Consider the following 22,216-nt stretch of genomic DNA (forward strand, 5'->3'; position numbering starts at 1 on the left):
ACCTCGGAACGGGGGGCGATTTTTTGCAGAAAAATCGGGGTCATCGCTGACGCTCCTCGCGGTACATGGACCACAGGAAGTAGGAGATGAAGCACAGCATAATCAGGAACAGCACCACCGCGATCGCCGCGCCGTAGCCCATTCGGAAGCCGTATTCGCTGAGCGCGACCTCAAACATATAGAAGGACAGCACCCGGCTCTCGCCGAAAGGTCCGCCATTGGTCATGATCGAGATCAGATCAAAGCTGCGCAGCGCACCAATGATCGTGACGACAAAAGCGATGAAGGTCGCGGGCTTGAGCTGCGGAAGGACCACATGCCAGAGCATCCGCCAACCCTTGGCATTGTCGAGCCTCCCGGCTTCGATCAACTCCGGGTTCACGGCGTTCAGCCCCGTAAGATAGAGGATCATGCAATAGGCCGTTTGCGGCCAGAGGCCTGCGGCGATGATGCCGTAGGTCACGTAGTTCGGATCGCCCAGCACATTCACCGGCCCGGCGCCGAACCAGCCGAGCATCACGTTCAGGAGGCCAAAGGCCGGGTCGTAGAACCAGGTGAACACCAGCCCGACCACCACCTGACTAATGACAAAGGGGAAGAAAAAGAGCGACTTGTAGATCCGGATCCCCGTCACGGTCTGGTTCAGGAACAGCGCGATGAAGAGCCCGGCGGGAATGGCGAGCAGGTAGAGCACCAGCCAGATAAGGTTGTTCCTCAGCGAGACGTAGAAGGCGGGGTCGTAATAGAGCTCTTCGTAATTCCGCAGGCCGACAGAGACCGGTTCCCCGAGGCCGTCCCATTGGGTGGTGGAGATGCCGATGGACTGGAAGATCGGCAGGATCACATAGACGGCAAAGAACAGGATACCGGGGGCCAGAAACAGCCATGGGGTGATGGCGATCTGGTTGCGGCGCCACCAGGAGCGGCGGGCCGGAGGGGCGGTCATCTGGGACATGGGGGCGCTCCGTCTGGTCGGTCGAGGGCTGCCAAATGGAGCGGGCGACCCTGCCGGGCCGCCCGCACGCTCATCCTTGGATTACTGGTAGATACGCTGGCGCGCACGCTCCAGATTGTCGAGGATCTGGTCGAGGCTGTCGGGCTGCACCATGAAGCGCTGGAAGCCTTCCATGGCGACCTTGGCCATCTCGGCTGGCGCATCACGGTCGAAGAACTGCGCCACGCCGCCGGAGCTGTTGGAGGACAGGACCTCGAAACCTTCCTTCAGGAACTTGTCGTCGTCCACCGAGCTGCCGCTGTTGACGGGCAGCTGACCCAGCGCGTCGCCCGCGTTGATCTTCGTCTGCACATCGGCAGAGGTGACGTATTTCAGGAACGCCTTGGCGGCCTCCGGGTTCTCGGCCCCCGATGGGATGTGGAACGTATCCGTCGGCGCGTCCTCGGCCAGCGCAACATCGCCATTGATCGCCGGGAACTGGTAGTAGTCGAGCTTGTCGTCATCAAGACCGGCTTCACGCAGCGGCGCCACGGCGAAGTTGCCCATCAGATAGGCACCTGCCTCACCATTGGCCATGAAGGGCAGCGCTTCCTGCCAGGAATAGGCCGTGTGGTTGTCGATATAGGCACCCATGTCGATCAGCTCCCGCCAGTTGGCGAAGGTCTGACGCACGCGCTCATCGGTCCATTCGACCTCACCGCCGGTCAGCGCCATGTGGAAGTCGAAGCCGTTGGTACGCATGTTCAGGTAGTCGAACCAGCCAGCGGCGGTCCACAGGAACTTGGTGCCGATGGTAAAGCACTTCACGCCGTTATCGAGCAGGGTCTGGCAGTTGCCCTTGAAGCTCTCCCAGTCGGTGGGCTCTTCGAGGCCGTACTGCTCGTAGAGATCTTTGCGGTAGTACACGCCCCACTGGTAGTAGGTATAGGGCACGCCCCACTGCTTGCCGTCGAGGGTCATGGCGCCTTTGGTCGAGGCCAGCTCTTCGGAGAGGGTGCCCTCCCAGACGTCCGACACGTCCATGAACAGACCCGCATCCACATAGGGCCGCATCCGGTTGCCGGCGTACCAGTTGGCTACATCCGGGGGATTGGCCGACAGGAAGTTGCGGATCTGGGTCTTGTACGCCTCGCGGTCGATGATGGTCAGCTCGACGGTCAGGTCATCGTGCATCGCATCGAAATCCTGAGCCAGCCCTTCCATAACGGCACGGGGCGCGGGGTTCGACATGTCCGAAAAGATCTTGAGCGTGCCCGAGAGCTTTTCCTCATGGCTCCCGGCCGACGCTGGCAGGGCGGCCATGCCGGCCAGCAGGGTCGCTGACAGCAAATGCGCTACTTTCATTTTAGTCCTCCCAATATGCAACTTTCTGAGCATTAGGTTCCATTTATCGAAACCAAGTTTTGCATGTTGAAAACGATACGCATCTTTTCTACCCTGTCAACCGGAAGAGGAGATGACATGGCGGCACCTGATGGCACCGTTGGAAAGGCGATGGACGTGCTTGAGCGCGTGGCCTCTTATGGTGGTCCGGTGCGCTTTGCGGATCTGTTATCCGAGGGTGGCTATCCAAAGGCCACACTGTATCGCCTCCTGCAAGTACTTGTGAACCAAAGGCTTTTGACAATCGACCGGGCAACGGGGAAATACGAGCTCGGGGTGCGGCTGGTGCGGCTGGCCCATCAGGCGTGGTCTCAGGCATCGCTCGCCCCGCTCGCGCGTCCCCATCTGGAGCATCTGGCGCAGGTCACAGGGCAGGCTGTCCATCTGGCTCAGCTTGACGGCGGGCAGGTACTGTACCTCGACAAGCTGAACCCGGCGCAACCCGTGGAGATGTTCTCGGCCATCGGGCGCGTGGGCCCCGCCTATTGTACCGGCGTCGGCAAGGCGATGCTGGCCTTTCTGCCCGGCGAGGCACTCGAGAGCGCCCTGTCGCAGCAAAGCTTTCACAGGTTCACCCCCGCCACGCTGGACCGGGCGGGGTTGCTAGCCGAACACGAGGCGATTCGGCGCGAGGGTGTGGCGTGGGACCGGCAGGAACACGAGCCGGGCATCACCTGTCTGGCGGCCCCGGTGCTCAGTGATGCGGGCCGGGTTCTCGGTGCCGTCTCGATCACCTCGGCGGGCGGAGGCGAAGCGCTGCTCGCGGCTCATACCGGGATCGTCAAAGACACAGCCGGAGCCATCGCGCGCGACGCCGCCGCGTGGCGGTTTCCGGAGCAATCGAAATTGAACGTAGCGGAATAGAGGGGGGAGCCATGTCAGGCGTCACGCTGAACGGAGCCATCAAGCGATACGGCGATGTGCAGGTCATCCATGGGATCGATCTGGAGATCGAGGACGGGGAGTTCGCAGTCTTCGTCGGGCCTTCGGGCTGCGGCAAATCCACACTTCTGCGTATGATTGCGGGGTTGGAGGAAACCAGCGACGGCACGATTCGCATCGGTCAGCGCGATGTGACCCGCGAGGATCCGGCCGAGCGCGGCGTGGCCATGGTGTTCCAGACCTACGCGCTCTACCCCCACATGACCGTACGCGAAAACATGGGCTTTGGATTGCGCATGACCGGCCATGACAAGGCTGAGATCAAGCGTAAAGTCGATGCCGCTGCGGAGGTCCTGCAACTGGAAAAACTGCTCGACCGCAAGCCCGCAGCGCTCTCGGGTGGTCAACGCCAGCGGGTCGCCATCGGTCGCGCTATTGTGCGGGGGCCAGAGGTCTTTCTCTTTGACGAACCGCTCTCGAATCTCGACGCAGAACTGCGAGTGGAGATGCGGGTGGAAATTGCGCGCCTGCATAAGGAGATCGGGGCCACGATGATCTACGTGACCCACGATCAGGTCGAGGCCATGACGCTGGCCGACAAGATCGTGGTGCTGCGCGATGGCCGGATCGAGCAGGTCGGCGCGCCACTCGATCTTTACCGCGACCCCGACAACCGCTTCGTGGCTGGCTTCATCGGCTCGCCCTCAATGAATTTCGTCGAGGCCCGCGCTGAGGGAGAGGGCTTCCACGCGCCCTTTATCGACCAGCTTCTGACGCTGCCGGTGCGCAAGCTGCCCGAGGGAAACAAAGCCACGCTCGGTCTGCGCCCCGAACATCTGGAACTCGACCACGCAGGCAGCGGTTTCACGGTGGAACTGACCGAGGCGCTGGGTGGAGTATCCTATGCCTACATCGTCTCGGATGCGACCGGAGAGCGGCTGATCGTCGAGGAACGCGGCGATGAGCGCTCCCATACGGGCGACAAGGTTGGCCTTCGGTTTGACCCTTCCCGGATCATGGCCTTCGACGCCGAAAGCGGGCTGCGCATCCGTTAAGGCCGCGAAATGGCTTGTTCAAAGCAGGTGCCGCGTGCCCGGTTTAGGACCGCGCGCGGCAGCCACCAGATCGCGGCCCTTTGAGAGACCGATTGATTGCCGGGTAGAGGGAAACGCGGCGACGACTGCTCCAATCGCAGCCCAGACCCCGGTCTTAGCGGTTTGAAGCGAGGTGGACAGAGGCGGTATCAAGCTGCCGATTTCCCTGATCCGACTGTCCACGAAGGCTCTGTTGACGCACGCCTCCGAGTCCCAAAGGCACTTTAGACGGTGTAAGGTTTGTATCTTGCCCTGAAGATCCTTGGCCTCCCCGGACAACGAATGATGCCGAAGGCTCCGCAGATATCGCGCCGCATTGCCGAGCGGCAACACGCGACAATCCGGCTCTACACAGGCGGCCAGTGTGGTCCAGCAGAGCACGTACTCATTATGTGTTAATGCCGGGTCAAAAGCTGCCCTGTGCATGAGAGCCGTCGGCGCATCCATTGCGGCACTCTGGAGTGAGCCGGTGAATGCCACCGGTCCGAAAGAACCGGCGAACGCGGTCTTTCGAGCGCGAGACACAGGTCACCATGGTCTCAGGGGTGTCGATGATCACACGGCGCGGGACCCCGCCACAGAAAGACAGCGTCTGGACAAAGGCATCCAGCACCATCTCGTGGGTTTCGCCGGGATGGGCCATGACAAAGGGCTTGCGGCTGTGGCACAGGCGGAAATGGGCAACCTTGATCTTCTGTTCGATACCGCCCAGCACAACCCTTTATTCGCTCTAGTCGAACTGCAGCGCGTCGCCAGCACCAAAATGCAGGGGGATGAACGCATCACCAGAACCGGCTTCGGCCTGCGTCAGATCGCGCACAACGCGCTGAACTGGAGAATAGGACCCAGTGTAACCTTCCACCACGAGCTGCTTATAGAGCTTCTGGGCTGTCCGTCGTTCATGTCGTGGGCGCTTCATAACCTGAACGAAAAGTTCCTGGAGCCGAAGATCGAACCCGTTGCACAGCTTGTGCCGAACCGCCGGCGCTTGGCGCTGGTAGCTCGGCGGGATCTCATCCTTCAAATACTTCTGGATCGTGTTCCGCGACTATCCCGCCGCCCGCGCCACAGATCGGATGCTGCGGCCTTCCCGCACTATCCATCGTGGGATCTTCGATACACTTTCCATCAATAACACCCGCTCTTTCCTCCACACAATTCTGCGCGGATGTTGACGAAAACAGGCGGGGTAATTTTACTCGTTCATAACCAACCCAAGTGCGTCAAATTTGGATGCCGGTTCACACCGAGGCCTGCCAAGGCTGATCGTCCCTTCATTTGGATCGCATCCGCGATACGCGTCTTCAGACGTCTCAGCAAAAACCCGTGAAAAGAGGTCATTGCTGGCTTTGCTTCGATTCTGGTGGACTCTGGTACTTGGGCGCCGCCGGCACGTCGAGACCAGAGTGCCGGCCCAGCGGTCACGCTATGTCAGCCAAGGACTTTGAGCCCGACCCCATAGACGCGCTGGGTCACGCGATTGGGCGCCTGCAAATACCGCACTGTGAGAGCCCGCAAGGTCCTCGAACGGAGACCACCAAAGCCTGGGGGAGAGGGATGTCTCGCAAACAGACGCATGTGGCCTTCAAGCCGCCTGACTTTCTGGGCAGTGATACGATCTGAACCGCCGTCATCGTAGGTGTAAAGCGGTGAGGTGAGGTGGACAAAACTCGCTCTTTTTACGAGGCGAAGATAGAGTTCCCACTCCTGAACCGCAGGCATCTCGGCATCGAATGGATTGGCCCGCAAAAGCTCGGTACGTGCAACGAGCCCACTGGTCCCACCCAGCGCGTTTTTCCACAGCAACATCTGGGGCGACGCTACCTCCGTCTTGTACCGGCGCCCGGAGGGGGTTTGATAAGCACACGTGGAGAAACCAGCCTTCGTCGACAATAGCGCCGTCACCTGTTTCTCGATCTTAACGGGGTGAAAGCAATCATCGGAGTCGAGAAACGCAACGTATTCTGATGTTGCGCGATCGACACCGACATTCCGCGCAGTCGGCGCACCGGACTGTCGCGGCAGTCGGACATAGGTCACATCCGGAAAGCCCTCGCGAACCACCGCTTCGGTATCATCGCTCGAATGATCATCCACGACCACAATCTCAGTGATTGGGTAGGTCTGCGCGAGAACCGACCGGAGAGCCCGGCTCAATTTCTCGCGACGGTTGTAGGTCGGGATCACCACCGTGACGGACGGGGTTGCGATTACCATATTATTCTGCTCACGCTCGCAAAAGAAGATCATTCTGGACGAAAAGCCGTCATGCCTGCAAGGGTGCGCTCGTCATGGCTCCCTCCACCGTCAGCATTTGAGCAGACGAGATGCTGCCGCAGCCGACAAGGGTGTCTTGGGTCAGGGCCGGTCGATTTCATAGCAGGAGCATAAGTCACAGCCCAAAAGATCAGCGGCGAACATCTCTGATAGTTTCTGGCTGCCGGATGCGCAGTTGGCTTGTCTTGAGTCATTTTTCCCAAACTCCCATGCCGAACCTCGCATCGATGACCGGCAGGTACTGAGTGAGGTTATGTGTGCTGCGGAGCAATATTGTGCCACCGGACAGGCGGCGCCGTACGGTCGGGGGGAAGGGCGTGGGAGGCCCTTCATCATCGCCGCGAAAATGCCTTTCTCGCTCCAGCGCTTCCAACGGTTGTACTCCGTTTTATGAGGGCCATATTCGTTGGGTGCGCCCCGCCATCTCAAGCCATTGCGATTGTTGAAGATAATCCCGCCCAATACGCGCTGGCCATCGACACGGGGCTTGCCAGGAGATTTCGGAAAGTAGGGTTCAGCCGCGCTATCTGCGCATCGGAAGGCCAGAAAAGACCAGACATGTCACCGCTCTATTTTCATGCGGTGAAGCAGAACGATCAGTTGATGTGAACTACTACCGGCTCGCGCCGGTAGCATCTTGTTTGGAGTACAACTCCGGATACTGAAGTATGATATCGTCGGTGACATTTCCGGACGTGGTCGAGAAGTATTCCCGGACCCGAAATCGCCTGCTCCAGTAGCGTTTGCGCACCTCTAGAAACTCCATTTGGATACGGCGCGACAAGCGTCCCTTGATACGCTGCATGACCTGCGACAGCGACAGCTTTGGCGGGATCGACAGAAACACATGAACATGATCGCGCGTCAGGGCGCCACCGAAGATATGGACCCCCTCTGATCGCAGCTCTGACGGATGGATATCCCGGACGCGCTCCCGCATCGGACCTTGTAAGACCTTGTGACGATGTTTCGTGCACCAGACTGCGTGGAACCTGTGGTAAAATCACGTGTACGCGGGACAGAAGATCATCAGGAAAAGCCGCTGAAGCCAACCGGCAGAAAGCCGGTGTTTTGGGTCTATTAGGTTGAAAATCAAGTTTTTACAGACACCACAGACTCTGAACTAAGTGGCTCCTTTTCCGGGATTGCACGCGCCCCCTGATCGGAACACGTGCCAGAATCGACGCCCTCAGACGCCTGTTCCGATTGGGCAGGTGACCCCCGTCCCGCCAATTCCGCAATACCCGGCGGGGTTCTTCGCCAGATATTGCTGGTGGTACTCCTCCGCAAAGTAGAAGTCCGGTGCATCGAGGATCTCAGTGGTGACCGGGCTATAACCGGCCTTTGACAAACGGTCGGCCATGCTCGTTTTGCTTTCTTCGGCGACGGCTCGCTGGGCGGGGGTGTAGGTATAAATCCCTGAGCGATACTGCGTACCCCGGTCGTTGCCCTGCCGCATCCCTTGCGTCGGATCGTGATTCTCCCAGAAGATCTTTAACAGGTTGGCGTAGGACGTGACATGAGGGTCAAAGATCACCCGCACGACCTCATTGTGGCCGGTCTTGCCAGAACAGACTTCCTCATAGGTCGGGTTCGGGGTGTAGCCCCCGGCATAGCCCACAATCGTCATCCAGACGCCCGGTGCGTTCCAGAACATCCGTTCGACGCCCCAGAAGCAGCCCATGCCGAACATGGCCTCCTGCATGCCCTCGGGCACATCATTGCTGAGCGGACGGTCAAAGACAAAGTGACGGGCGGCGGTGGGGATCGGTGTGTCACGCCCCGGCAGAGCGTCTTCGGGCTGGGGCAGGTCGAGCGGTTTGCGCAGAATGTTGAACATCGCTTGGGTCTCCAGATGCGTTTGCTCAGATATAGGAAGCCACTGGGCCCGGCGCTACTCGGCGCTAACAGAACAGTGATCACCGGCGCGGCGTTCGGCCATCGCTTGCCGCAGGATCTGCAAGGCGGAGGAGAGGAACAGCCCCGCCATAACAGTGGCCACCACGAGGTCTGGCACCGCGCTCGCCGTGCCCCAGACCCCCAGCGCCGCCAGCATCACCGCCACATTGCCGATGGCGTCGTTTCGCGAGCAAAGCCAGACCGAGCGCACATTGGCGTCGCCGTCCTTGTAGCGCATCAGGAGCAGCACGCTGGTCACGTTCGCCGCCAGCGCCAGCATCCCCACGACGCCCATCACCTCGGCCTCGGGCACTCCGTCCCCAAGGGCCCGCCAGACGGTGGAGCCAAACACCCAGGCGCCGACGCACAGTAGGCTGATTCCCTTGACCATCGCGGCCGTACTGCGGACCTGCAGTGACGCACCGATCACCGCCAGCGACAGCCCGTAGGTCAGCGCATCACCGAGGAAATCGAGTGCGTCGGCCTTTAGCGCTTGCGACCCGGCCAGATGTCCCGAGATCATCTCGACGAAAAACATCACCGCATTGATCGCGATGACCAACCAGAGGCGGCGCTTGTAATCGGCGGACATGCCGTCACATTTCGCCCCGCTGCCGCAGCTGCATGCCATGGCCTGATCTCCAATTTCCTCTGTATGGAGCTTAGGACGCCGCGCCCGTCGCGCCAAATCTATTCCGCGGGCTGGGCGCGGAACTGTGCTAGCCGCGTCTCATTGCCCGGCTCAGGATGGCGCGGGATCAGCAACGCGAGGGCCAGCGAGACCGAGGCCATTGCCGCCGCCAGCAGGAACACGCCGCCCGGCGAGACGACCCACAGGTAGCCCAGCAGGGCGGGCAGCACGACGGCGGCAATGTGGTTAATGGTAAAGGCCACGGCGGCGGTGGGCGCGATGTCGCGCGGGTCAGCGATCTTCTGGAAATAGGTCTTCAAAGCAAAGGCCAGCGCAAAGAAGATATGGTCGATCACGTAGAGCGCCGCCGCCAGCGTCACGCCCCAGCCGAAGTAGTAGACCCCGCCATAGGCGAGGAACACGCCGATCAGACCCACATACTCAAACACTAGCGCTGCGCGCTCCCCGTAGCGCCCCACCGCCCGGCCGAGGAGCGGGGCAAAGATCATGTTGGTGACGTAGTTAATCAGCAGGAGTGCGGTGACTTCGTGCACCTCGAAGCCGAACTTCTCGACCATCATGAAGCCCGCGAAGACCACGAAGATCTGCCGCCGCGCGCCGCTCATGAATTGCAGCGCATAGTAGAGCCAGTAGCGGCGGCGCAGGATGAATTTCTTCACTTGCGGCTCGGGGCTTTCGAATTGCGGGTAGGCCAGCAGGCAAATCAGCGCGATCACCGCGCAAGCGCCCCCGGCGATGCCGTAGACGACGGCGAATGACAGGTCGAAGGCTTTCCACGTGACGACCAGCAGCCCGTAGCTCATTAGCGCCGCGCCCGAGCCTACGGCAACGATCCAGCCCAGCACCTGCGGGGCCCGCGTCTTGTCGATCCATTGCAGTTGCAGGGACTGGTTCACCGTCTCAAAATAGTGAAACCCGATGGAGCTGAGCAGCGTCAGGGTCAGAATGCCGCCAAAGGTCGGGAAATAGGCTGTTGCCGCCGTGGCGACCCCCAGCAGGATCAGCGAGATAAGCCCCAACACCTGTTCGCGGATGAACATGATCAACAGGATCACCCCGATGGCGAGGAATCCCGGGATTTCGCGGACCGTATGCAGCCAGCCGATCTCCACGCCACTGAATCCCGCCACCTCGATGACGAAGTTGTTCAGCAGCGCCGACCATGTGGCAAAAGCCAGCGGCATGGCGAAGGCCATGAGGAACAGGAGGCTCTCGGGACGCCGCCAGCGCGGCAGGGTGTGAGCCTCGGAGAGGGAGACGGTACGCATCCGCGAGGATTACGCGCAACGCAGGGCCTTGGGAAGATGCGATCAGTTGCCGGGCAAGACCTTTCCGGGGTTCAGGATGTTTCCGGGATCGAGGGCCGATTTCAATACCCGCATGACCTCCAGCGCCACGGGATCCTTGTGCCGGGCCATGGCGGGTCGCTTCGTCAGACCCACCCCATGCTCGGCCGAGAAGGACCCACCGTGGCGGACGGCGGTGCTTTCGATGATCTCCATCGCCTGCGCATGTCCATTGAGGCCATCGCTGGGCCACACTGCGTAATGGACATTGCCGTCGCCCAGATGGCTGACGACCGCTTCGCGGCTGCCGGGGGCGGCCTCGGCCAGCGCGGCGCGGGTATCCTCCAGAAACGGCGCCACCTGATCCAGCGGCACCGAGACATCGCCCAACACCACCGGGCCATAGGCAGTCATCAACTCGCCTGCCAACTCGCGCCGGGCCCACATTTCCCGCCGCTGCTGCCCGTTCTGGGCGATCACCGCATCGAGCACAGTGCCGTCAGAGATCATCTCGCCGAGGATCTCCTCAAGATGCGCCTGCGCAGGCAAGGTACCGTTTTCATCCACCGTCGCATCCCGCCGCGCAGTGACCCCCAGTTCAAGAAAGACTGCATGGTCATGAATGTCATCAAAAGGCTGCCGACCGTCCGGCACGTGGGCCTGCCAGGCCTCCATGTAGCTCCGCGGCATGTATTCAAACGCCTCCACCGCGCCGCCCGTCTCCGCCTGTAGCCGGTTCAGCAGAGCCAGCCCATCTCCCAGATCATGAAGCGCAATCATCGCGGAGACATAGGCAAGCGGACGGGTGTGGAGCCTCATCACCGCGCCAGTGATGATCCCCAGCGTCCCCTCCGCGCCGATGAAAAGGTCTCGAAGGTCGTAGCCGGAATTATCCTTGGCCAGCGCGGACATCAGGTCCAGCACCCGCCCGTCGGCCAGCACGACCTCTAACCCGAGGCAGAGCGCCCGCGTGTTGCCGTAGCGCAGCACGTTCGAGCCACCCGCATTGGTGGACAGCACACCACCAATCCGCGCCGACCCCTGAGCGCCGAAGGTCAGCGGAAAGACAAGCCCCGCCGCGTCCGCTGCCTCGCGGAGCTGCGCCAGGATGACGCCCGAATCGACGATCGCGACGCGGGCCTCGGGGCGGATTTCACGGATCCGGTTCATCCGCTCCAGCGACAGAACGATGGCCTCCGGCGCGTGGGTCGCCCCGGTCAGGCCCGTCCGCCCCGCAGAGGCCACCACGGGCCGTTTCGCCGCCGAGGCCGCGCGCATGACGGCCGAGACTTCTTCGGTGGAGGCTGGCTTCACCACACAGAGCGGCGCGCTCTCATATTGCCCCGTCCAATCCTTTGCGTAGGGTGCTGCCGCCTCGCCCGTCAGGACATGAGCGCTCCCGGCAATCCCCTGCAAGTCTTCGATCACTGACATGCCCAGCTCCTCATTCCGGCAGAACCTTCACCCGCTTGCTCCGCGACGCAGCGCCGGAGACCAGCTCCAGCCGCGATTTCGGCAGACCGAGCGCCTTGGCCAATGCGACGATCACCGCCGCATTGGCTTTCCCCTTATCAGGCGGGGCGGTCACCTTGACCCGGATCACATCGCCCTCACGACGGATCTCCGGCTGACGCGCCCCGGGGGTGACTTTCAGCTCCAGAATGTGCCCGACCCGGACCAGATCCCTCAGCTGCTCCACCACGCCCTCCCCCGCGTTTTGACGAGAGAGTGCCACCGCGACGGGCGACCTGTCACCTGCCAATCGCATCCCGCCCCTTGATCTTGGCGCCTTTGCCGCCGACATCAGGGCAGAGAACCGAGGAGAGACCATGCCCACCGCGAACCAAGCCGCGCTCGATTTCCTGCTGACCCGCCGCTCGCGCCCCGCCAAGACGCTGACCGCGCCCTATCCGGACCGTGCGGCGCTGGAGCCCATCCTGCGCGCCGCCCTGCGTAGCCCCGATCACAAGAAGCTGGAGCCGTGGCGACTGATGGTGCTGGAGAAACCCGCGCTGGAGCGGCTTTCTGTGTTGGTGGAGCGGCTTGGCCCGGAAACCGGTCAGAGCGCGGAAGACACGGACAAGGATCGCGATGCCTATGCCCGCTCCGGCCTCGCTGTGGCGGTGGTTCTGAGCCCGGTGGAGCATCCGAAGGTGCCGGTGCAGGAGCAGGTCCTCTCCGCAGGTGCGGTCTGCTTGTCGCTGCTGAACGCCGCGCTGGCGTCGGGTTGGGGGGCAAACTGGCTCACCGGCTGGTCGAGCCATGACGCGACGTTCTGTGGCGAAGGGCTTGGCCTGCGCCCCGATGAGCGTCTGGCGGGCGTCATCCATCTGGGCAGCGAGCGCGCCGCCCCGCCCGAGCGCCCCCGGCCCGACCCGGAGGTGAAAATTACGTGGGTCTCTGAATGAAGATTGCCCGGGATATCGCGAGGGCGGTGGGTCAGCTCGCCGATCCGACCTTTCAGCGGGTGCTCTGGAGCGGGCTCGGGCTGACCGTGGCATTGCTCGTGGGCTTTGCGCTGGCGACGGTCTGGGGTCTGAACTGGCTCCTGCCCGATAGTGTTACCCTGCCGTGGATCGGAGATGTCACATGGCTCGACAACCTCGCCTCCGGCGTGTCTCTGCTGGGCGTCATGGTGCTGTCGGTGTTCCTGATGGTGCCAGTCGCCTCGGCGTTTATCTCGCTGTTTCTCGATGATGTGACCGACGCGGTAGAAGCGAAGCACTATCCCAGCCTGACCCCCGCCCCCCGCCTGAGTCTCGCCGAGGGGATCCGCGACGGCATCGGGTTCCTTGGCGTCCTGATCCTCGCAAACCTCGCTGCGCTGGTAGCCTATCTGGCCTTTCCGCCCCTTGCACCAGTCATTTTTTACGCGCTGAACGGGTTCCTTCTGGGGCGGGAATATATGCAGCTCATCGCAGCCCGCCGACTTGGCCGCGAAGGTGCACTGGCCTTTCGCCGACGCTATCCGTTGCGCATCTGGTCAGCAGGCGCGCTGATGGCCGTGCCGTTGACCGTGCCGGTGGTGAACCTGCTGGTACCGCTCCTGGGCGCCGCGACATTCACCCACCTGTTCCACCGGCTTCACTCGGCGCCGGTCCCATCCGGTCGAACCAGTCGAGATCCCGCACGGTGATGGTCCCTGACAGGATGACCCAGGCGATCACAGCCCATAGCACCGTGCCGATCACCGTGGTCTGAAGCGCTTTTTTCTTAAGCGGAAATCGTGCAGGGCTGCCCGCATGGGTGCCCGGAACGATCTCGTTCTCGTCCCCCTGTGTGCGCAGTCCGACCGGCAGCAGGATGAAAAACACCATGAACCAGATCACGGCAAAGAGCACAAAGGCTGATGTGATCGCCATGTCAGACCTGCTCCAGCTCGATCAGGCAGCCGTTGAAATCCTTGGGGTGCAGGAACAAGACCGGCTTGCCATGGGCGCCAATCTTGGGCTCGCCGGTCCCGAGCACGCGGGCCCCCTCGGATTTCAGCCGATCCCGCGCCGCGATGATGTCGTCCACCTCATAGCACATGTGATGGATGCCACCCGAGGGATTTTTCTCTAAAAAGCCAGCAATCGGAGAGCCTTCGCCCAGCGGGTAGAGCAGCTCGATCTTTGTGTTCGGCAACTCGATAAAGACCACAGTCACACCGTGATCGGGCTCGTCCTGCGGTGCGCCGACCTGTGCGCCGAGCGTATCGCGATACTGGGCCGAGGCTGCCTCCAGATCCGGCACTGCAATCGCCACGTGGTTCAGTCGTCCAATCATGCGCATCCCTCCTGTGTCTCTAAATGTCTAACGCAGGGCCATGCTGCACCGCAACATATGTCGTCGCGACAGGGTCCAATGGCCGCGCCATTTAAGGAATTCTTCAGACTTTGGACGGCAGTGTTCAAAGCAGGAGAGACGCGCACCATGTACCCCGCCACGCATCTGCATAGCCTCATTTCCGAGGAACATCTCGCCGTTCCGCCGCTGGACGGGATCACGGTCCTCGTCGTCGAGGACTGCCCCGCCATGAACGGGGTCATTCGGGCGGTCTGTACGCGCGCGGGCGCAAGGGTCCGGCAGGCGACCAATCTGCGCGCAGCATGGTTCCAACTGCGCAAAAATCATCCCGATGTCGCAGTTATCGACATCCAGCTTCCCGATGGATCAGGTCTGGATCTGGTACGTGGTCTGACAAGCACGGAGGGGCCGAAGTCAAACGTTCTGGCGATCTCGGCCTTTGCCGACATCGAACAGAATTGCCTGTCTTGCGGTGCAGACAGGTTCCTTCTCAAACCGTTCAACAGCCTGTCCGTCATCGCCGACGCGGTGCGGGATGTTGCATGCCCGGTTCAACGAAAAACCATCTCCGTCGGTGCCAGAGCTCCCGATCTTGATGCCTTAATCCGGGAATTAGACGAGACGACGAAGTGCCTTGCTGCGGGCGCACGCTCCAACTGCCGGATTGACCGGGTCATCGGTCATGCTCGCCTGATGTGCGAACGGATGAGCGACCCCGCGCTCACCGGAACTGTGCGGCGACTGGAGGCTCTGCAAAGATCCGGAGAAACCACCTGCCGCATTGCCGAGTTGTGGGATCAACTCGACTATCTACGGCACTACCTTGAGGCCTGCGCCTGAGACGCAGGCCTCCTCTCATGGGCCTCTTAGGACGGGTTCAGTCGCGTGGAAGAACCCGGAGACCCAGTTCCCGCAGCTGTTCCGGCGTCGGATCGGAGGGCGCGTTCATCATCAGATCCTGCGCCTGCTGGTTCATCGGGAACATGATCACCTGACGGATGTTCTGCTCGTCTGCGAGCAGCATCACCATCCGGTCAATGCCTGCCGCGCAGCCCCCATGCGGCGGGGCGCCGTACTGGAATGCGTTGACCATGCCGCCAAAGCGCTTGCGCACCTCTTCCTCGGAATATCCGGCGATCTCGAAGGCCTTGAACATGATCTCGGGGCGGTGGTTCCGGATCGCACCAGAGATCAGCTCATAGCCGTTGCAGGCGAGGTCGTACTGGTAGCCCAGCACGTCCAGCGGATCGCCGTCCAGCGCCTCCATGCCGCCCTGAGGCATCGAGAAGGGGTTGTGCGAAAAGTCGATTTTGCCCTCATCGTCCTTTTCGTACATCGGGAAATCCACGATCCACGCAAAGGCAAAGCGGTCGGTCTCGGTCAGGCCGAGCTCATCACCGATGACCGTCCGGGCGCGGCCCGCGACGGCTTCGAAATCCGACGGACGCCCGCCGAGGAAAAACGCCGCATCGCCAACGCCGAGACCCAGCTGCTGGCGAATCGCCTCGGTGCGCTCGGGGCCAATGTTTTTCGCCAGCGGACCGGCGGCTTCCATTTCGCCGTTGGCTTCCCGCCAGAAGATATAGCCCATACCGGGTAGGCCTTGCTCCTGCGCAAATTTGTTCATCCGGTCGCAAAACTTGCGGCTGCCGCCCTTGGGGGCGGGGATGGCGCGGATCTCGGTGCCGTCTTTCTCCAGCAGGTTGGCAAAGATCGCAAAACCGGAGCCACGGAATTGCTCGGAGACCACCTGCATCTCGATCGGGTTGCGCAGATCGGGCTTGTCCGTGCCGTATTTCAGCATCGCCTCTGCGAACGGGATGCGCGGGAACTCGGCATCCACCTTACGCCCGCCGCCAAAACGCTCGAAACAGCCACGGATCACCGGCTCGATGGTGGCAAAGATGTCTTCCTGCTCTACGAAGGACATCTCCATGTCGAGCTGGTAGAAATCGGTGGGGGAGCGGTCGGCGCGGGGATCTTCGTCGCGGAAACAGGGCGCGATCTGGAAATATTTGTCGAAGCCCGACACCATAATCAGCTGTTTGAATTGCTGAGGCGCCTGCGGCAGCGCGTAGAACTTGCCCGGATGCAGGCGCGACGGCACGAGGAAGTCGCGTGCACCTTCGGGGCTCGAGGCGGTGATGATGGGGGTCTGGAACTCATTAAAGTTCTGTTCCCACATGCGTTCCCGCAGATCGCGCACCACGTCCGAACGCAGCACCATGTTGTTGTGCAGGGTCTCGCGACGCAGGTCGAGGAAGCGGTAACGCAGGCGGGTTTCCTCGGGATAGTCCGGCTCGCCAAAGACCGGCAGCGGCAGCTCACCCGCGTGGCCGAGGACTTCGAGCCCACGGGCAAACACTTCGATCTCGCCGGTCGGGATCTTGGCGTTCACGAGGCTTTCGTCCCGGGCCTTCACGTCGCCGTCGATGCGAATGCACCATTCGGAACGCACCTTTTCCATCTCGGTGAAGGCGGGCGAATCGGGGTCGCAGATCACCTGCGTCATGCCGAAATGGTCGCGCAGGTCGATAAACAGCACCCCGCCATGGTCACGGACGCGATGCACCCACCCCGCGAGGCGCACATTGGCGCCCACATCGGCCTTGGTCAGATCGGCGCAGGTGTGGCTGCGATAGGCATGCATGGCTGGATCCTCTTTGCGGCAATTGGGCGCGATACACATGGGCGGGCGGCCCAAGTCAAGCGGATCGCGTGCTTCCGGAGCGAAACGGCGCGATTTTCCCGGCAGATCGGTGGAGGCGCGGGTTTGACAGGCCGGGATTTGCATATTTTTGGACAGGTGACGTCGAAAGGGTGCTCGCAAAAGGTCAGGGGTGACTTGCGCCCCCCGCCCCCATGCGTATAACCCCGGTCGATTTGCGCCGATGACCCTGGGGGACACCATGCCGAAACGCGACGATCTCAAATCCATCATGATTATCGGAGCGGGGCCCATTATTATCGGGCAGGCCTGCGAGTTCGACTACTCGGGCGCACAAGCCTGTAAGGCCCTGCGCGAGGAAGGTTACCGGGTCATTCTGGTGAACTCGAACCCGGCGACGATCATGACCGATCCGGGGCTGGCCGACGCCACTTATATCGAGCCGATCACGCCAGAGGTGGTCGCCCGGATCATCGCCAAGGAAAAGCCCGACGCGCTTCTGCCGACCATGGGCGGTCAGACGGGCCTGAACACGGCGCTGAAGCTGGAAGAGATGGGCGTTCTGGCCGAACATGGGGTCGAAATGATCGGCGCCAAGCGAGAAGCCATCGAGATGGCCGAGGATCGCAAGCTGTTCCGCGAGGCCATGGACCGGATCGGGCTGGAAAACCCGCGCGCCACTATCGTCTCCGCCCCCAAGACCGAAAAGGGGTATGATCTGAACGCGGGCGTGGCGAAGGCCTTGGAGGCGCTGGAAGATATCGGCCTGCCTGCGATCATCCGGCCCGCCTATACGCTGGGCGGCACCGGCGGTGGCGTGGCCTATAACCGCGAAGAATACGAGCATTACTGCCGCACGGGCATGGATGCCTCGCCGGTGGGTCAGATCCTCGTGGATGAGAGCCTGCTCGGCTGGAAAGAATACGAGATGGAGGTCGTGCGGGACCGCGCCGACAACGCCATCATTGTGTGCTCCATCGAGAATGTCGACCCGATGGGCGTCCATACGGGCGATTCGATCACGGTGGCCCCGGCGCTGACCCTGACCGACAAGGAATACCAGATGATGCGCTCGGCCTCGATTGCCGTGCTGCGGGAAATCGGGGTCGAGACGGGCGGCTCCAACGTGCAATGGGCGGTGAACCCCGCCGATGGTCGTATGGTGGTGATCGAGATGAACCCGCGCGTGTCGCGGTCTTCGGCGCTGGCCTCGAAGGCCACGGGATTCCCGATCGCCAAGATCGCGGCCAAGCTTGCAGTGGGCTACACGCTCGACGAGCTCGACAATGACATCACGGGCGTGACACCCGCGTCCTTTGAGCCGTCCATCGACTATGTCGTGACGAAGATCCCGCGCTTTGCCTTCGAGAAATTTCCCGGCTCCCAGCCTGACCTGACTACGGCGATGAAATCGGTGGGCGAGGCCATGGCCATTGGCCGGACGATCCACGAATCGATGCAAAAAGCGCTGGCTTCGCTGGAGACCGGGCTGACCGGCTTTGACGAGATCGCCATTGAGGGGCTGACCGACGAGACGTCTGATGCCGATGCGCGCACCGCGATCACCAAGGCGCTCGCCCGTCAGACCCCGGACCGTCTGCGCGTCGTGGCGCAGGCCATGCGTCACGGACTGTCGAATGACGACATCCATGCGGTGACGAAGTTCGACCCGTGGTTCCTCGCCCGCATCCGCGAGATCATCGAAGCCGAGGCGCAGGTCCGCGAAACCGGCCTGCCGCAAGACGCCCATGATCTGCGCAAGCTGAAGATGCTGGGCTTTACCGATGCGCGGCTGGCGACGCTGACGGGCATGGAAGAGACCGCCGTGCGCAAGGCCCGCCATGCACAGGGCGTCACCGCCGTGTTCAAGCGCATCGATACCTGCGCTGCCGAGTTCGAGGCCCAGACGCCCTATATGTACTCAACCTATGAGAGCCCAATGATGGGTGAGGTGGAGTGCGAAGCCCGCCCTTCGGACCGGAAAAAGGTCGTGATTCTTGGCGGTGGCCCGAACCGGATCGGTCAGGGCATCGAATTCGATTATTGCTGCTGTCATGCCTGCTACGCGCTCAGCGACGCGGGCTATGAAACCATCATGATCAACTGCAATCCGGAGACGGTCTCGACCGATTACGATACGTCGGATCGTCTCTATTTCGAGCCGTTGACCTTCGAGCACGTGATGGAGATCCTGCGCGTCGAGCAGGAAAACGGCACGCTCCATGGGGTGATCGTGCAGTTCGGTGGCCAGACGCCGCTGAAGCTGGCCAATGATCTGGCCGATGCGGGGATCCCGATCCTCGGCACTTCGCCCGATGCCATCGACCTTGCCGAAGACCGTGAGCGGTTCCAGGAAATGCTCCACGAGCTGGAGCTGCGGCAGCCGAAAAACGGCCTCGCGCGCTCCGACGAACAGGCGATTGCCATGGCGGCCGAGGTGGGCTTCCCGCTCGTGATCCGCCCGTCCTATGTGTTGGGCGGCCGGGCCATGGAGATCGTCCGCGACGATGACCACCTGCGCCGCTATATCCGCGACGCGGTCAGCGTTTCTGGCAAGAACCCGGTGCTGCTCGACAGCTACCTGTCTGGCGCGGTCGAGGTGGATGTGGACTGCCTCAGCGATGGCGAAAACGTCCATGTGGCGGGCGTCATGCAACATATCGAAGAGGCCGGCGTTCATTCCGGCGACAGCGCCTGCTGTCTGCCGCCGCACACGCTCTCCCGCGAGATTGTCGAGGAGATGGAGCGACAGGCCATCGCCATGGCGCGCAAGCTCGGCGTGGTCGGGCTGATGAACGTGCAGTTCGCGGTGAAGGACGACACGGTCTATGTGCTCGAAGTAAACCCCCGCGCATCCCGGACTGTGCCCTTCGTGGCCAAGGCCACCGACAGCGCTATCGCGTCCATCGCCGCGCGTCTGATGGCGGGCGAGCCGCTCACGGCCTTCCCGTCGCGCCCTGCCTATGCTGCCGATGCGTCACCGGACACCGCCCTGCCACTGGCTGACCCGATGACGCTGGCCGACCCGCATATGCCGTGGTTCTCGGTCAAGGAGTCGGTGCTGCCCTTCGCCCGCTTCCCCGGCGTGGACACGCTGCTCGGCCCGGAAATGCGGTCAACCGGCGAGGTCATGGGTTGGGACCGCGATTTCGCTACGGCTTTCCTAAAGGCGCAGATGGGCGCGGGTGTGGTCCTTCCGACATCCGGCACCGCCTTCCTGTCGATTAAGGAAGCGGACAAGACCGACCAGTTGGTCGAGACCGCTAGGATCCTCACCGAGCTGGGGCTGTCAATTATTGCGACCGACGGCACTCATGCTTTCCTCGCCGAGAACGGCATCGAATCTCGACCGGTGAACAAAGTCTATCAGGGCGGCCGGACCATCGTGGACGTAATGAAGGACGGTGAGGTCGATCTGGTGATGAACACCACCGAAGGTGCGCAGGCGGTTGAGGACAGCCGGTCCATGCGAGCCGTGGCTCTGAACGACAAAATCCCGTATTATACGACTTTGGCTGGCGCCCACGCCGCCGCGCAGGCGATGCAAGCCAAGCGCACAGATGAGATCGAGGTGCGCGCGCTGCAAGCCTAGGCTCAGGACCCATTGATTTCCGCCTGGTGGCGTGATTCACCGCTGCAAAATTGGCGGTGAACATGTCTGATCTTTTCTGGCTGACGGATGCGCAGATGGAGCGTCTTGAGCCCTTCTGTGCCAAGTCGCACGGCAAACGGGGGTAATCCCCCCCTATTTTAGGGGATGCGGAAGTAGAATTTTCTCGGCAGGATGAACGGGGAGATTCAGATGAAGAAAGCACGTCTTACCGAGGCCCAGATCATGTCTGTGCTGCGCCAGATGGAGGGCGGTGTGGCTGTTGCGGAGCTGTGCCGCGAGCACGGCATGAGCAGCGCATACCCCGAAGTTACGCTCGCACAAGCGCGGGATAAGGCGCGGCAGATCTAAGAGCAGATCCGTGATGGCATAGACCCCGTAGAAGAACGCAAAGTGGCTCGCTACCTGCTTATCGCAGCGCAAAGGCGCGGTCTGACATTTGCCGATGCGGTAGACCTCTACCTCGCTGCGAAGCTGAGGTGCTTTCTGGCGCGCGAGGCGTGGATGCCCCGGAGGATTTTGACTGGACGAGCGAGGGGCGCGGGACAGCGTTGGTCCGCTCTGTTGAGAAACTGATCGGCAACGCTATGCCGACTGGTACACTGCAATTGAGCGGCACCCCGTCACGAACGAAAAAACCAAACACATTCGTGCCACCATTTACGTCAAAGAGCGGGCCGAGAGCGAATTGGCATTCGGCGCCACACAGACGCTGGAACGGCAATTGGTGCAAAAGGTTCTTGAAGTCGGCATTTCCTGCGATGCGCAATCGCGTCTGGTCGAGATTTGCGCGATCCGAGGTGCTGGCCGTTCAGATCAATTTGTCTGTGCTGGTCGAGCAGCTCGCCAACGTTTTCGGATGCAAGCGCCGCAAGACCGACCCGATCCACGAAGAGACCTGGCGCATTGCGGCGCTGGAAACGCCGCATGGAGATGTCACGCTGCGCCTGATCCATGATCGAAACGCGCGCGCCCTGACCAACGCTCTGTCGCGGGAGGCCCGATCTGCGTGGCGACTGATCGTCACGGCAGAGGGCGCGCTGTCTTTACCGGATGTGACGACAGTTGCCCTGAAGGATCTGATCGAGATCGACGCGGGCACCGGCGCGCTGCGGGCAATTGCCGAACTTGCCGTGCTGTGCGGCGTCCCGGAGATTCGGCGCGGGGGCACCCGCCGCCCATGGCGCAGTTCCGAACCGGTCCGAAAGATCGTCAACGACGCCCTCAAGGCCGCCGGTCTGCAAGCCTTCGGCCCCCACGCCTTCCGACACCTGCACGCCCGGAATGCCGCGAAAACCTGCACCACCCCGGTGGAACTGGTCGCCGTCTCCCAAAACCTTGGCCACACGGACGTTCTGACCACGCTGCGCAGCTACGGTCAGATCACCCGCGAACGCCAGCACGCAATCGTGACCGGGGAACCGGAAGTAAGAGGCATCGATGACTGGTCTAGCCAATCTGACAGATTCAAGCGGGCGCAATGTGTGGGAACGAATGCGGGAGCAGTGATGGCTTATCGGCCAGATAACCATCAATAGCAGATGCATATCTAAAATGTCTGGCGGAGGCTGTGGGATTCGAACCCACGGGACGCTCTCACGCCCAACGGTTTTCAAGACCGCCGCATTCGACCACTCTGCCAAACCTCCGTCCAAGTTCTGAGTTATCGCGCTTGACCGCCGTATGGAAGGCCCCAAATTCGCGAGGCTGTGCCCTTGCGA

General features: G+C 61.9%; 20 protein-coding genes, 1 tRNA gene and 3 pseudogenes. 8 read left to right on the plus strand and 16 right to left on the minus strand.

Features of this window, described 5'->3' with window-relative positions:
- Nucleotides 1-40 precede the first annotated feature (40 nt).
- On the minus strand, nucleotides 41-955 hold the full coding sequence (locus FEV53_RS03270; RefSeq protein WP_142833391.1) for a carbohydrate ABC transporter permease: 915 nt from the start codon (nucleotides 953-955) through the stop codon (nucleotides 41-43).
- Between the two features lie 81 nt (nucleotides 956-1,036).
- Nucleotides 1,037-2,257 carry an ABC transporter substrate-binding protein gene (locus tag FEV53_RS03275; RefSeq protein ID WP_142833477.1) on the minus strand — a complete coding sequence of 407 codons (1,221 nt, stop codon included), beginning with the start codon at nucleotides 2,255-2,257 and terminating at the stop codon, nucleotides 1,037-1,039.
- Nucleotides 2,258-2,416: 159 nt separating this feature from the next.
- On the opposite strand from FEV53_RS03275, the gene FEV53_RS03280 reads away from it, so the two are divergent.
- Nucleotides 2,417-3,202 (plus strand): IclR family transcriptional regulator, encoded by a 786-nt coding sequence (locus FEV53_RS03280; RefSeq protein ID WP_142833392.1) that lies wholly within the window; start codon nucleotides 2,417-2,419, stop codon nucleotides 3,200-3,202.
- 11 nt (nucleotides 3,203-3,213) lie between these two features.
- The gene (locus FEV53_RS03285; protein WP_142833393.1) at nucleotides 3,214-4,275 is read left to right on the plus strand and encodes an ABC transporter ATP-binding protein; all 1,062 of its coding nucleotides are present in this window, start codon (nucleotides 3,214-3,216) and stop codon (nucleotides 4,273-4,275) included.
- 445 nt (nucleotides 4,276-4,720) lie between these two features.
- Here the strand turns inward: FEV53_RS03285 and FEV53_RS03290 are convergent, their stop codons facing one another.
- The 10 genes and pseudogenes from FEV53_RS03290 to FEV53_RS03335 form a co-directional block, all read right to left on the minus strand.
- Complete coding sequence (locus tag FEV53_RS03290) at nucleotides 4,721-5,029, minus strand: transposase family protein (protein WP_142833394.1); 309 nt, start codon at nucleotides 5,027-5,029, stop codon at nucleotides 4,721-4,723.
- Nucleotides 5,030-5,044: 15 nt separating this feature from the next.
- Nucleotides 5,045-5,233, minus strand: a complete 189-nt coding sequence (locus FEV53_RS21175; RefSeq protein WP_142833395.1) for a hypothetical protein — start codon at nucleotides 5,231-5,233, stop codon at nucleotides 5,045-5,047.
- Between the two features lie 512 nt (nucleotides 5,234-5,745).
- Nucleotides 5,746-6,531, minus strand: a complete 786-nt coding sequence (locus FEV53_RS03300; protein ID WP_185962083.1) for a glycosyltransferase family 2 protein — start codon at nucleotides 6,529-6,531, stop codon at nucleotides 5,746-5,748.
- 381 nt (nucleotides 6,532-6,912) lie between these two features.
- Nucleotides 6,913-7,151, minus strand: a pseudogene (locus FEV53_RS03305) (transposase); the annotation flags it as partial.
- A 53-nt stretch (nucleotides 7,152-7,204) separates the two neighbouring features.
- A pseudogene (gene tnpA, locus FEV53_RS03310) lies at nucleotides 7,205-7,594 on the minus strand (IS200/IS605 family transposase); the annotation flags it as partial.
- A 186-nt stretch (nucleotides 7,595-7,780) separates the two neighbouring features.
- Entirely contained in the window at nucleotides 7,781-8,431 is a 651-nt protein-coding gene (gene msrA / locus FEV53_RS03315; RefSeq protein ID WP_142833397.1) for a peptide-methionine (S)-S-oxide reductase MsrA, read from the minus strand.
- 54 nt (nucleotides 8,432-8,485) lie between these two features.
- Nucleotides 8,486-9,121 (minus strand): cation efflux transmembrane domain-containing protein, encoded by a 636-nt coding sequence (locus FEV53_RS03320; protein WP_142833398.1) that lies wholly within the window; start codon nucleotides 9,119-9,121, stop codon nucleotides 8,486-8,488.
- A 59-nt stretch (nucleotides 9,122-9,180) separates the two neighbouring features.
- Complete coding sequence (locus FEV53_RS03325) at nucleotides 9,181-10,410, minus strand: MFS transporter (RefSeq protein ID WP_142833399.1); 1,230 nt, start codon at nucleotides 10,408-10,410, stop codon at nucleotides 9,181-9,183.
- Nucleotides 10,411-10,452: 42 nt separating this feature from the next.
- The gene (locus tag FEV53_RS03330) at nucleotides 10,453-11,862 is read right to left on the minus strand and encodes an FAD-binding oxidoreductase (protein WP_142833400.1); all 1,410 of its coding nucleotides are present in this window, start codon (nucleotides 11,860-11,862) and stop codon (nucleotides 10,453-10,455) included.
- 10 nt (nucleotides 11,863-11,872) lie between these two features.
- Nucleotides 11,873-12,127: a DUF167 domain-containing protein gene (locus FEV53_RS03335; protein WP_246100719.1), complete on the minus strand. Its 255-nt coding sequence runs from the start codon at nucleotides 12,125-12,127 to the stop codon at nucleotides 11,873-11,875.
- Between the two features lie 130 nt (nucleotides 12,128-12,257).
- On the opposite strand from FEV53_RS03335, the gene FEV53_RS03340 reads away from it, so the two are divergent.
- The gene (locus tag FEV53_RS03340; RefSeq protein ID WP_142833402.1) at nucleotides 12,258-12,836 is read left to right on the plus strand and encodes a nitroreductase family protein; all 579 of its coding nucleotides are present in this window, start codon (nucleotides 12,258-12,260) and stop codon (nucleotides 12,834-12,836) included.
- The gene (locus tag FEV53_RS03345; RefSeq protein ID WP_142833403.1) at nucleotides 12,833-13,564 is read left to right on the plus strand and encodes an EI24 domain-containing protein; all 732 of its coding nucleotides are present in this window, start codon (nucleotides 12,833-12,835) and stop codon (nucleotides 13,562-13,564) included. Before FEV53_RS03340 ends, FEV53_RS03345 begins: the two co-directional genes overlap by 4 nt.
- Here the strand turns inward: FEV53_RS03345 and FEV53_RS03350 are convergent.
- Nucleotides 13,491-13,790: a DUF1467 family protein gene (locus FEV53_RS03350; RefSeq protein ID WP_142833404.1), complete on the minus strand. Its 300-nt coding sequence runs from the start codon at nucleotides 13,788-13,790 to the stop codon at nucleotides 13,491-13,493. The two genes, FEV53_RS03345 and FEV53_RS03350, sit on opposite strands and share 74 nt — an antisense overlap.
- 1 nt (nucleotide 13,791) lies before the next feature.
- Nucleotides 13,792-14,196, minus strand: coding sequence for a methylmalonyl-CoA epimerase (mce, locus tag FEV53_RS03355; RefSeq protein WP_142833405.1), 405 nt, complete (start codon nucleotides 14,194-14,196; stop codon nucleotides 13,792-13,794).
- Nucleotides 14,197-14,343: 147 nt separating this feature from the next.
- Between mce and FEV53_RS03360 the strand changes: the two genes are divergently transcribed.
- Nucleotides 14,344-15,057: a response regulator gene (locus FEV53_RS03360; RefSeq protein WP_185962084.1), complete on the plus strand. Its 714-nt coding sequence runs from the start codon at nucleotides 14,344-14,346 to the stop codon at nucleotides 15,055-15,057.
- Between the two features lie 37 nt (nucleotides 15,058-15,094).
- Here FEV53_RS03360 and aspS read toward each other — a convergent pair whose 3' ends face one another.
- Nucleotides 15,095-16,867, minus strand: a complete 1,773-nt coding sequence (gene aspS, locus FEV53_RS03365) for an aspartate--tRNA ligase (RefSeq protein ID WP_142833407.1) — start codon at nucleotides 16,865-16,867, stop codon at nucleotides 15,095-15,097.
- Nucleotides 16,868-17,126: 259 nt separating this feature from the next.
- Here aspS and carB point away from each other — a divergent pair, with 259 nt between their 5' ends.
- From carB to FEV53_RS03385, 3 genes and pseudogenes are all read left to right on the plus strand, one after another.
- Nucleotides 17,127-20,477: a carbamoyl-phosphate synthase large subunit gene (carB, locus tag FEV53_RS03370; protein ID WP_142833408.1), complete on the plus strand. Its 3,351-nt coding sequence runs from the start codon at nucleotides 17,127-17,129 to the stop codon at nucleotides 20,475-20,477.
- Between the two features lie 210 nt (nucleotides 20,478-20,687).
- Nucleotides 20,688-20,795: pseudogene (locus FEV53_RS20765) on the plus strand (transposase); the annotation flags it as partial.
- A gap of 440 nt (nucleotides 20,796-21,235) precedes the next feature.
- Nucleotides 21,236-22,033: a site-specific integrase gene (locus FEV53_RS03385; protein WP_142833409.1), complete on the plus strand. Its 798-nt coding sequence runs from the start codon at nucleotides 21,236-21,238 to the stop codon at nucleotides 22,031-22,033.
- Between the two features lie 21 nt (nucleotides 22,034-22,054).
- Here FEV53_RS03385 and FEV53_RS03390 read toward each other — a convergent pair.
- A tRNA-Ser gene (locus tag FEV53_RS03390) sits at nucleotides 22,055-22,144 on the minus strand.
- Nucleotides 22,145-22,216: the final 72 nt, after the last annotated feature.

The sequence above is a fragment of the Palleronia caenipelagi genome, assembly GCF_007004065.1.
GTDB classification, from domain to species: domain Bacteria; phylum Pseudomonadota; class Alphaproteobacteria; order Rhodobacterales; family Rhodobacteraceae; genus Palleronia; species Palleronia caenipelagi.

Bases quoted from the DNA above. Each gene is read 5' to 3' on its own strand.
- FEV53_RS03270 (WP_142833391.1), bottom strand. From the start codon at position 955: ATGTCCCAGATGACCGCCCCTCCGGCCCGCCGCTCCTGGTGGCGCCGC.
- FEV53_RS03275 (WP_142833477.1), bottom strand. From the start codon at position 2,257: ATGGCCGCCCTGCCAGCGTCGGCCGGGAGCCATGAGGAAAAGCTCTCG.
- FEV53_RS03280 (WP_142833392.1), top strand. From the start codon at position 2,417: ATGGCGGCACCTGATGGCACCGTTGGAAAGGCGATGGACGTGCTTGAG.
- FEV53_RS03285 (WP_142833393.1), top strand. From the start codon at position 3,214: ATGTCAGGCGTCACGCTGAACGGAGCCATCAAGCGATACGGCGATGTG.
- FEV53_RS21175 (WP_142833395.1), bottom strand. From the start codon at position 5,233: ATGAAGCGCCCACGACATGAACGACGGACAGCCCAGAAGCTCTATAAG.
- FEV53_RS03300 (WP_185962083.1), bottom strand. From the start codon at position 6,531: ATGGTAATCGCAACCCCGTCCGTCACGGTGGTGATCCCGACCTACAAC.
- msrA (WP_142833397.1), bottom strand. From the start codon at position 8,431: ATGTTCAACATTCTGCGCAAACCGCTCGACCTGCCCCAGCCCGAAGAC.
- FEV53_RS03320 (WP_142833398.1), bottom strand. From the start codon at position 9,121: ATGGCATGCAGCTGCGGCAGCGGGGCGAAATGTGACGGCATGTCCGCC.
- FEV53_RS03325 (WP_142833399.1), bottom strand. From the start codon at position 10,410: ATGCGTACCGTCTCCCTCTCCGAGGCTCACACCCTGCCGCGCTGGCGG.
- FEV53_RS03330 (WP_142833400.1), bottom strand. From the start codon at position 11,862: ATGTCAGTGATCGAAGACTTGCAGGGGATTGCCGGGAGCGCTCATGTC.
- FEV53_RS03340 (WP_142833402.1), top strand. From the start codon at position 12,258: ATGCCCACCGCGAACCAAGCCGCGCTCGATTTCCTGCTGACCCGCCGC.
- FEV53_RS03345 (WP_142833403.1), top strand. From the start codon at position 12,833: ATGAAGATTGCCCGGGATATCGCGAGGGCGGTGGGTCAGCTCGCCGAT.
- FEV53_RS03350 (WP_142833404.1), bottom strand. From the start codon at position 13,790: ATGGCGATCACATCAGCCTTTGTGCTCTTTGCCGTGATCTGGTTCATG.
- mce (WP_142833405.1), bottom strand. From the start codon at position 14,196: ATGATTGGACGACTGAACCACGTGGCGATTGCAGTGCCGGATCTGGAG.
- FEV53_RS03360 (WP_185962084.1), top strand. From the start codon at position 14,344: ATGTACCCCGCCACGCATCTGCATAGCCTCATTTCCGAGGAACATCTC.
- aspS (WP_142833407.1), bottom strand. From the start codon at position 16,867: ATGCATGCCTATCGCAGCCACACCTGCGCCGATCTGACCAAGGCCGAT.
- carB (WP_142833408.1), top strand. From the start codon at position 17,127: ATGCCGAAACGCGACGATCTCAAATCCATCATGATTATCGGAGCGGGG.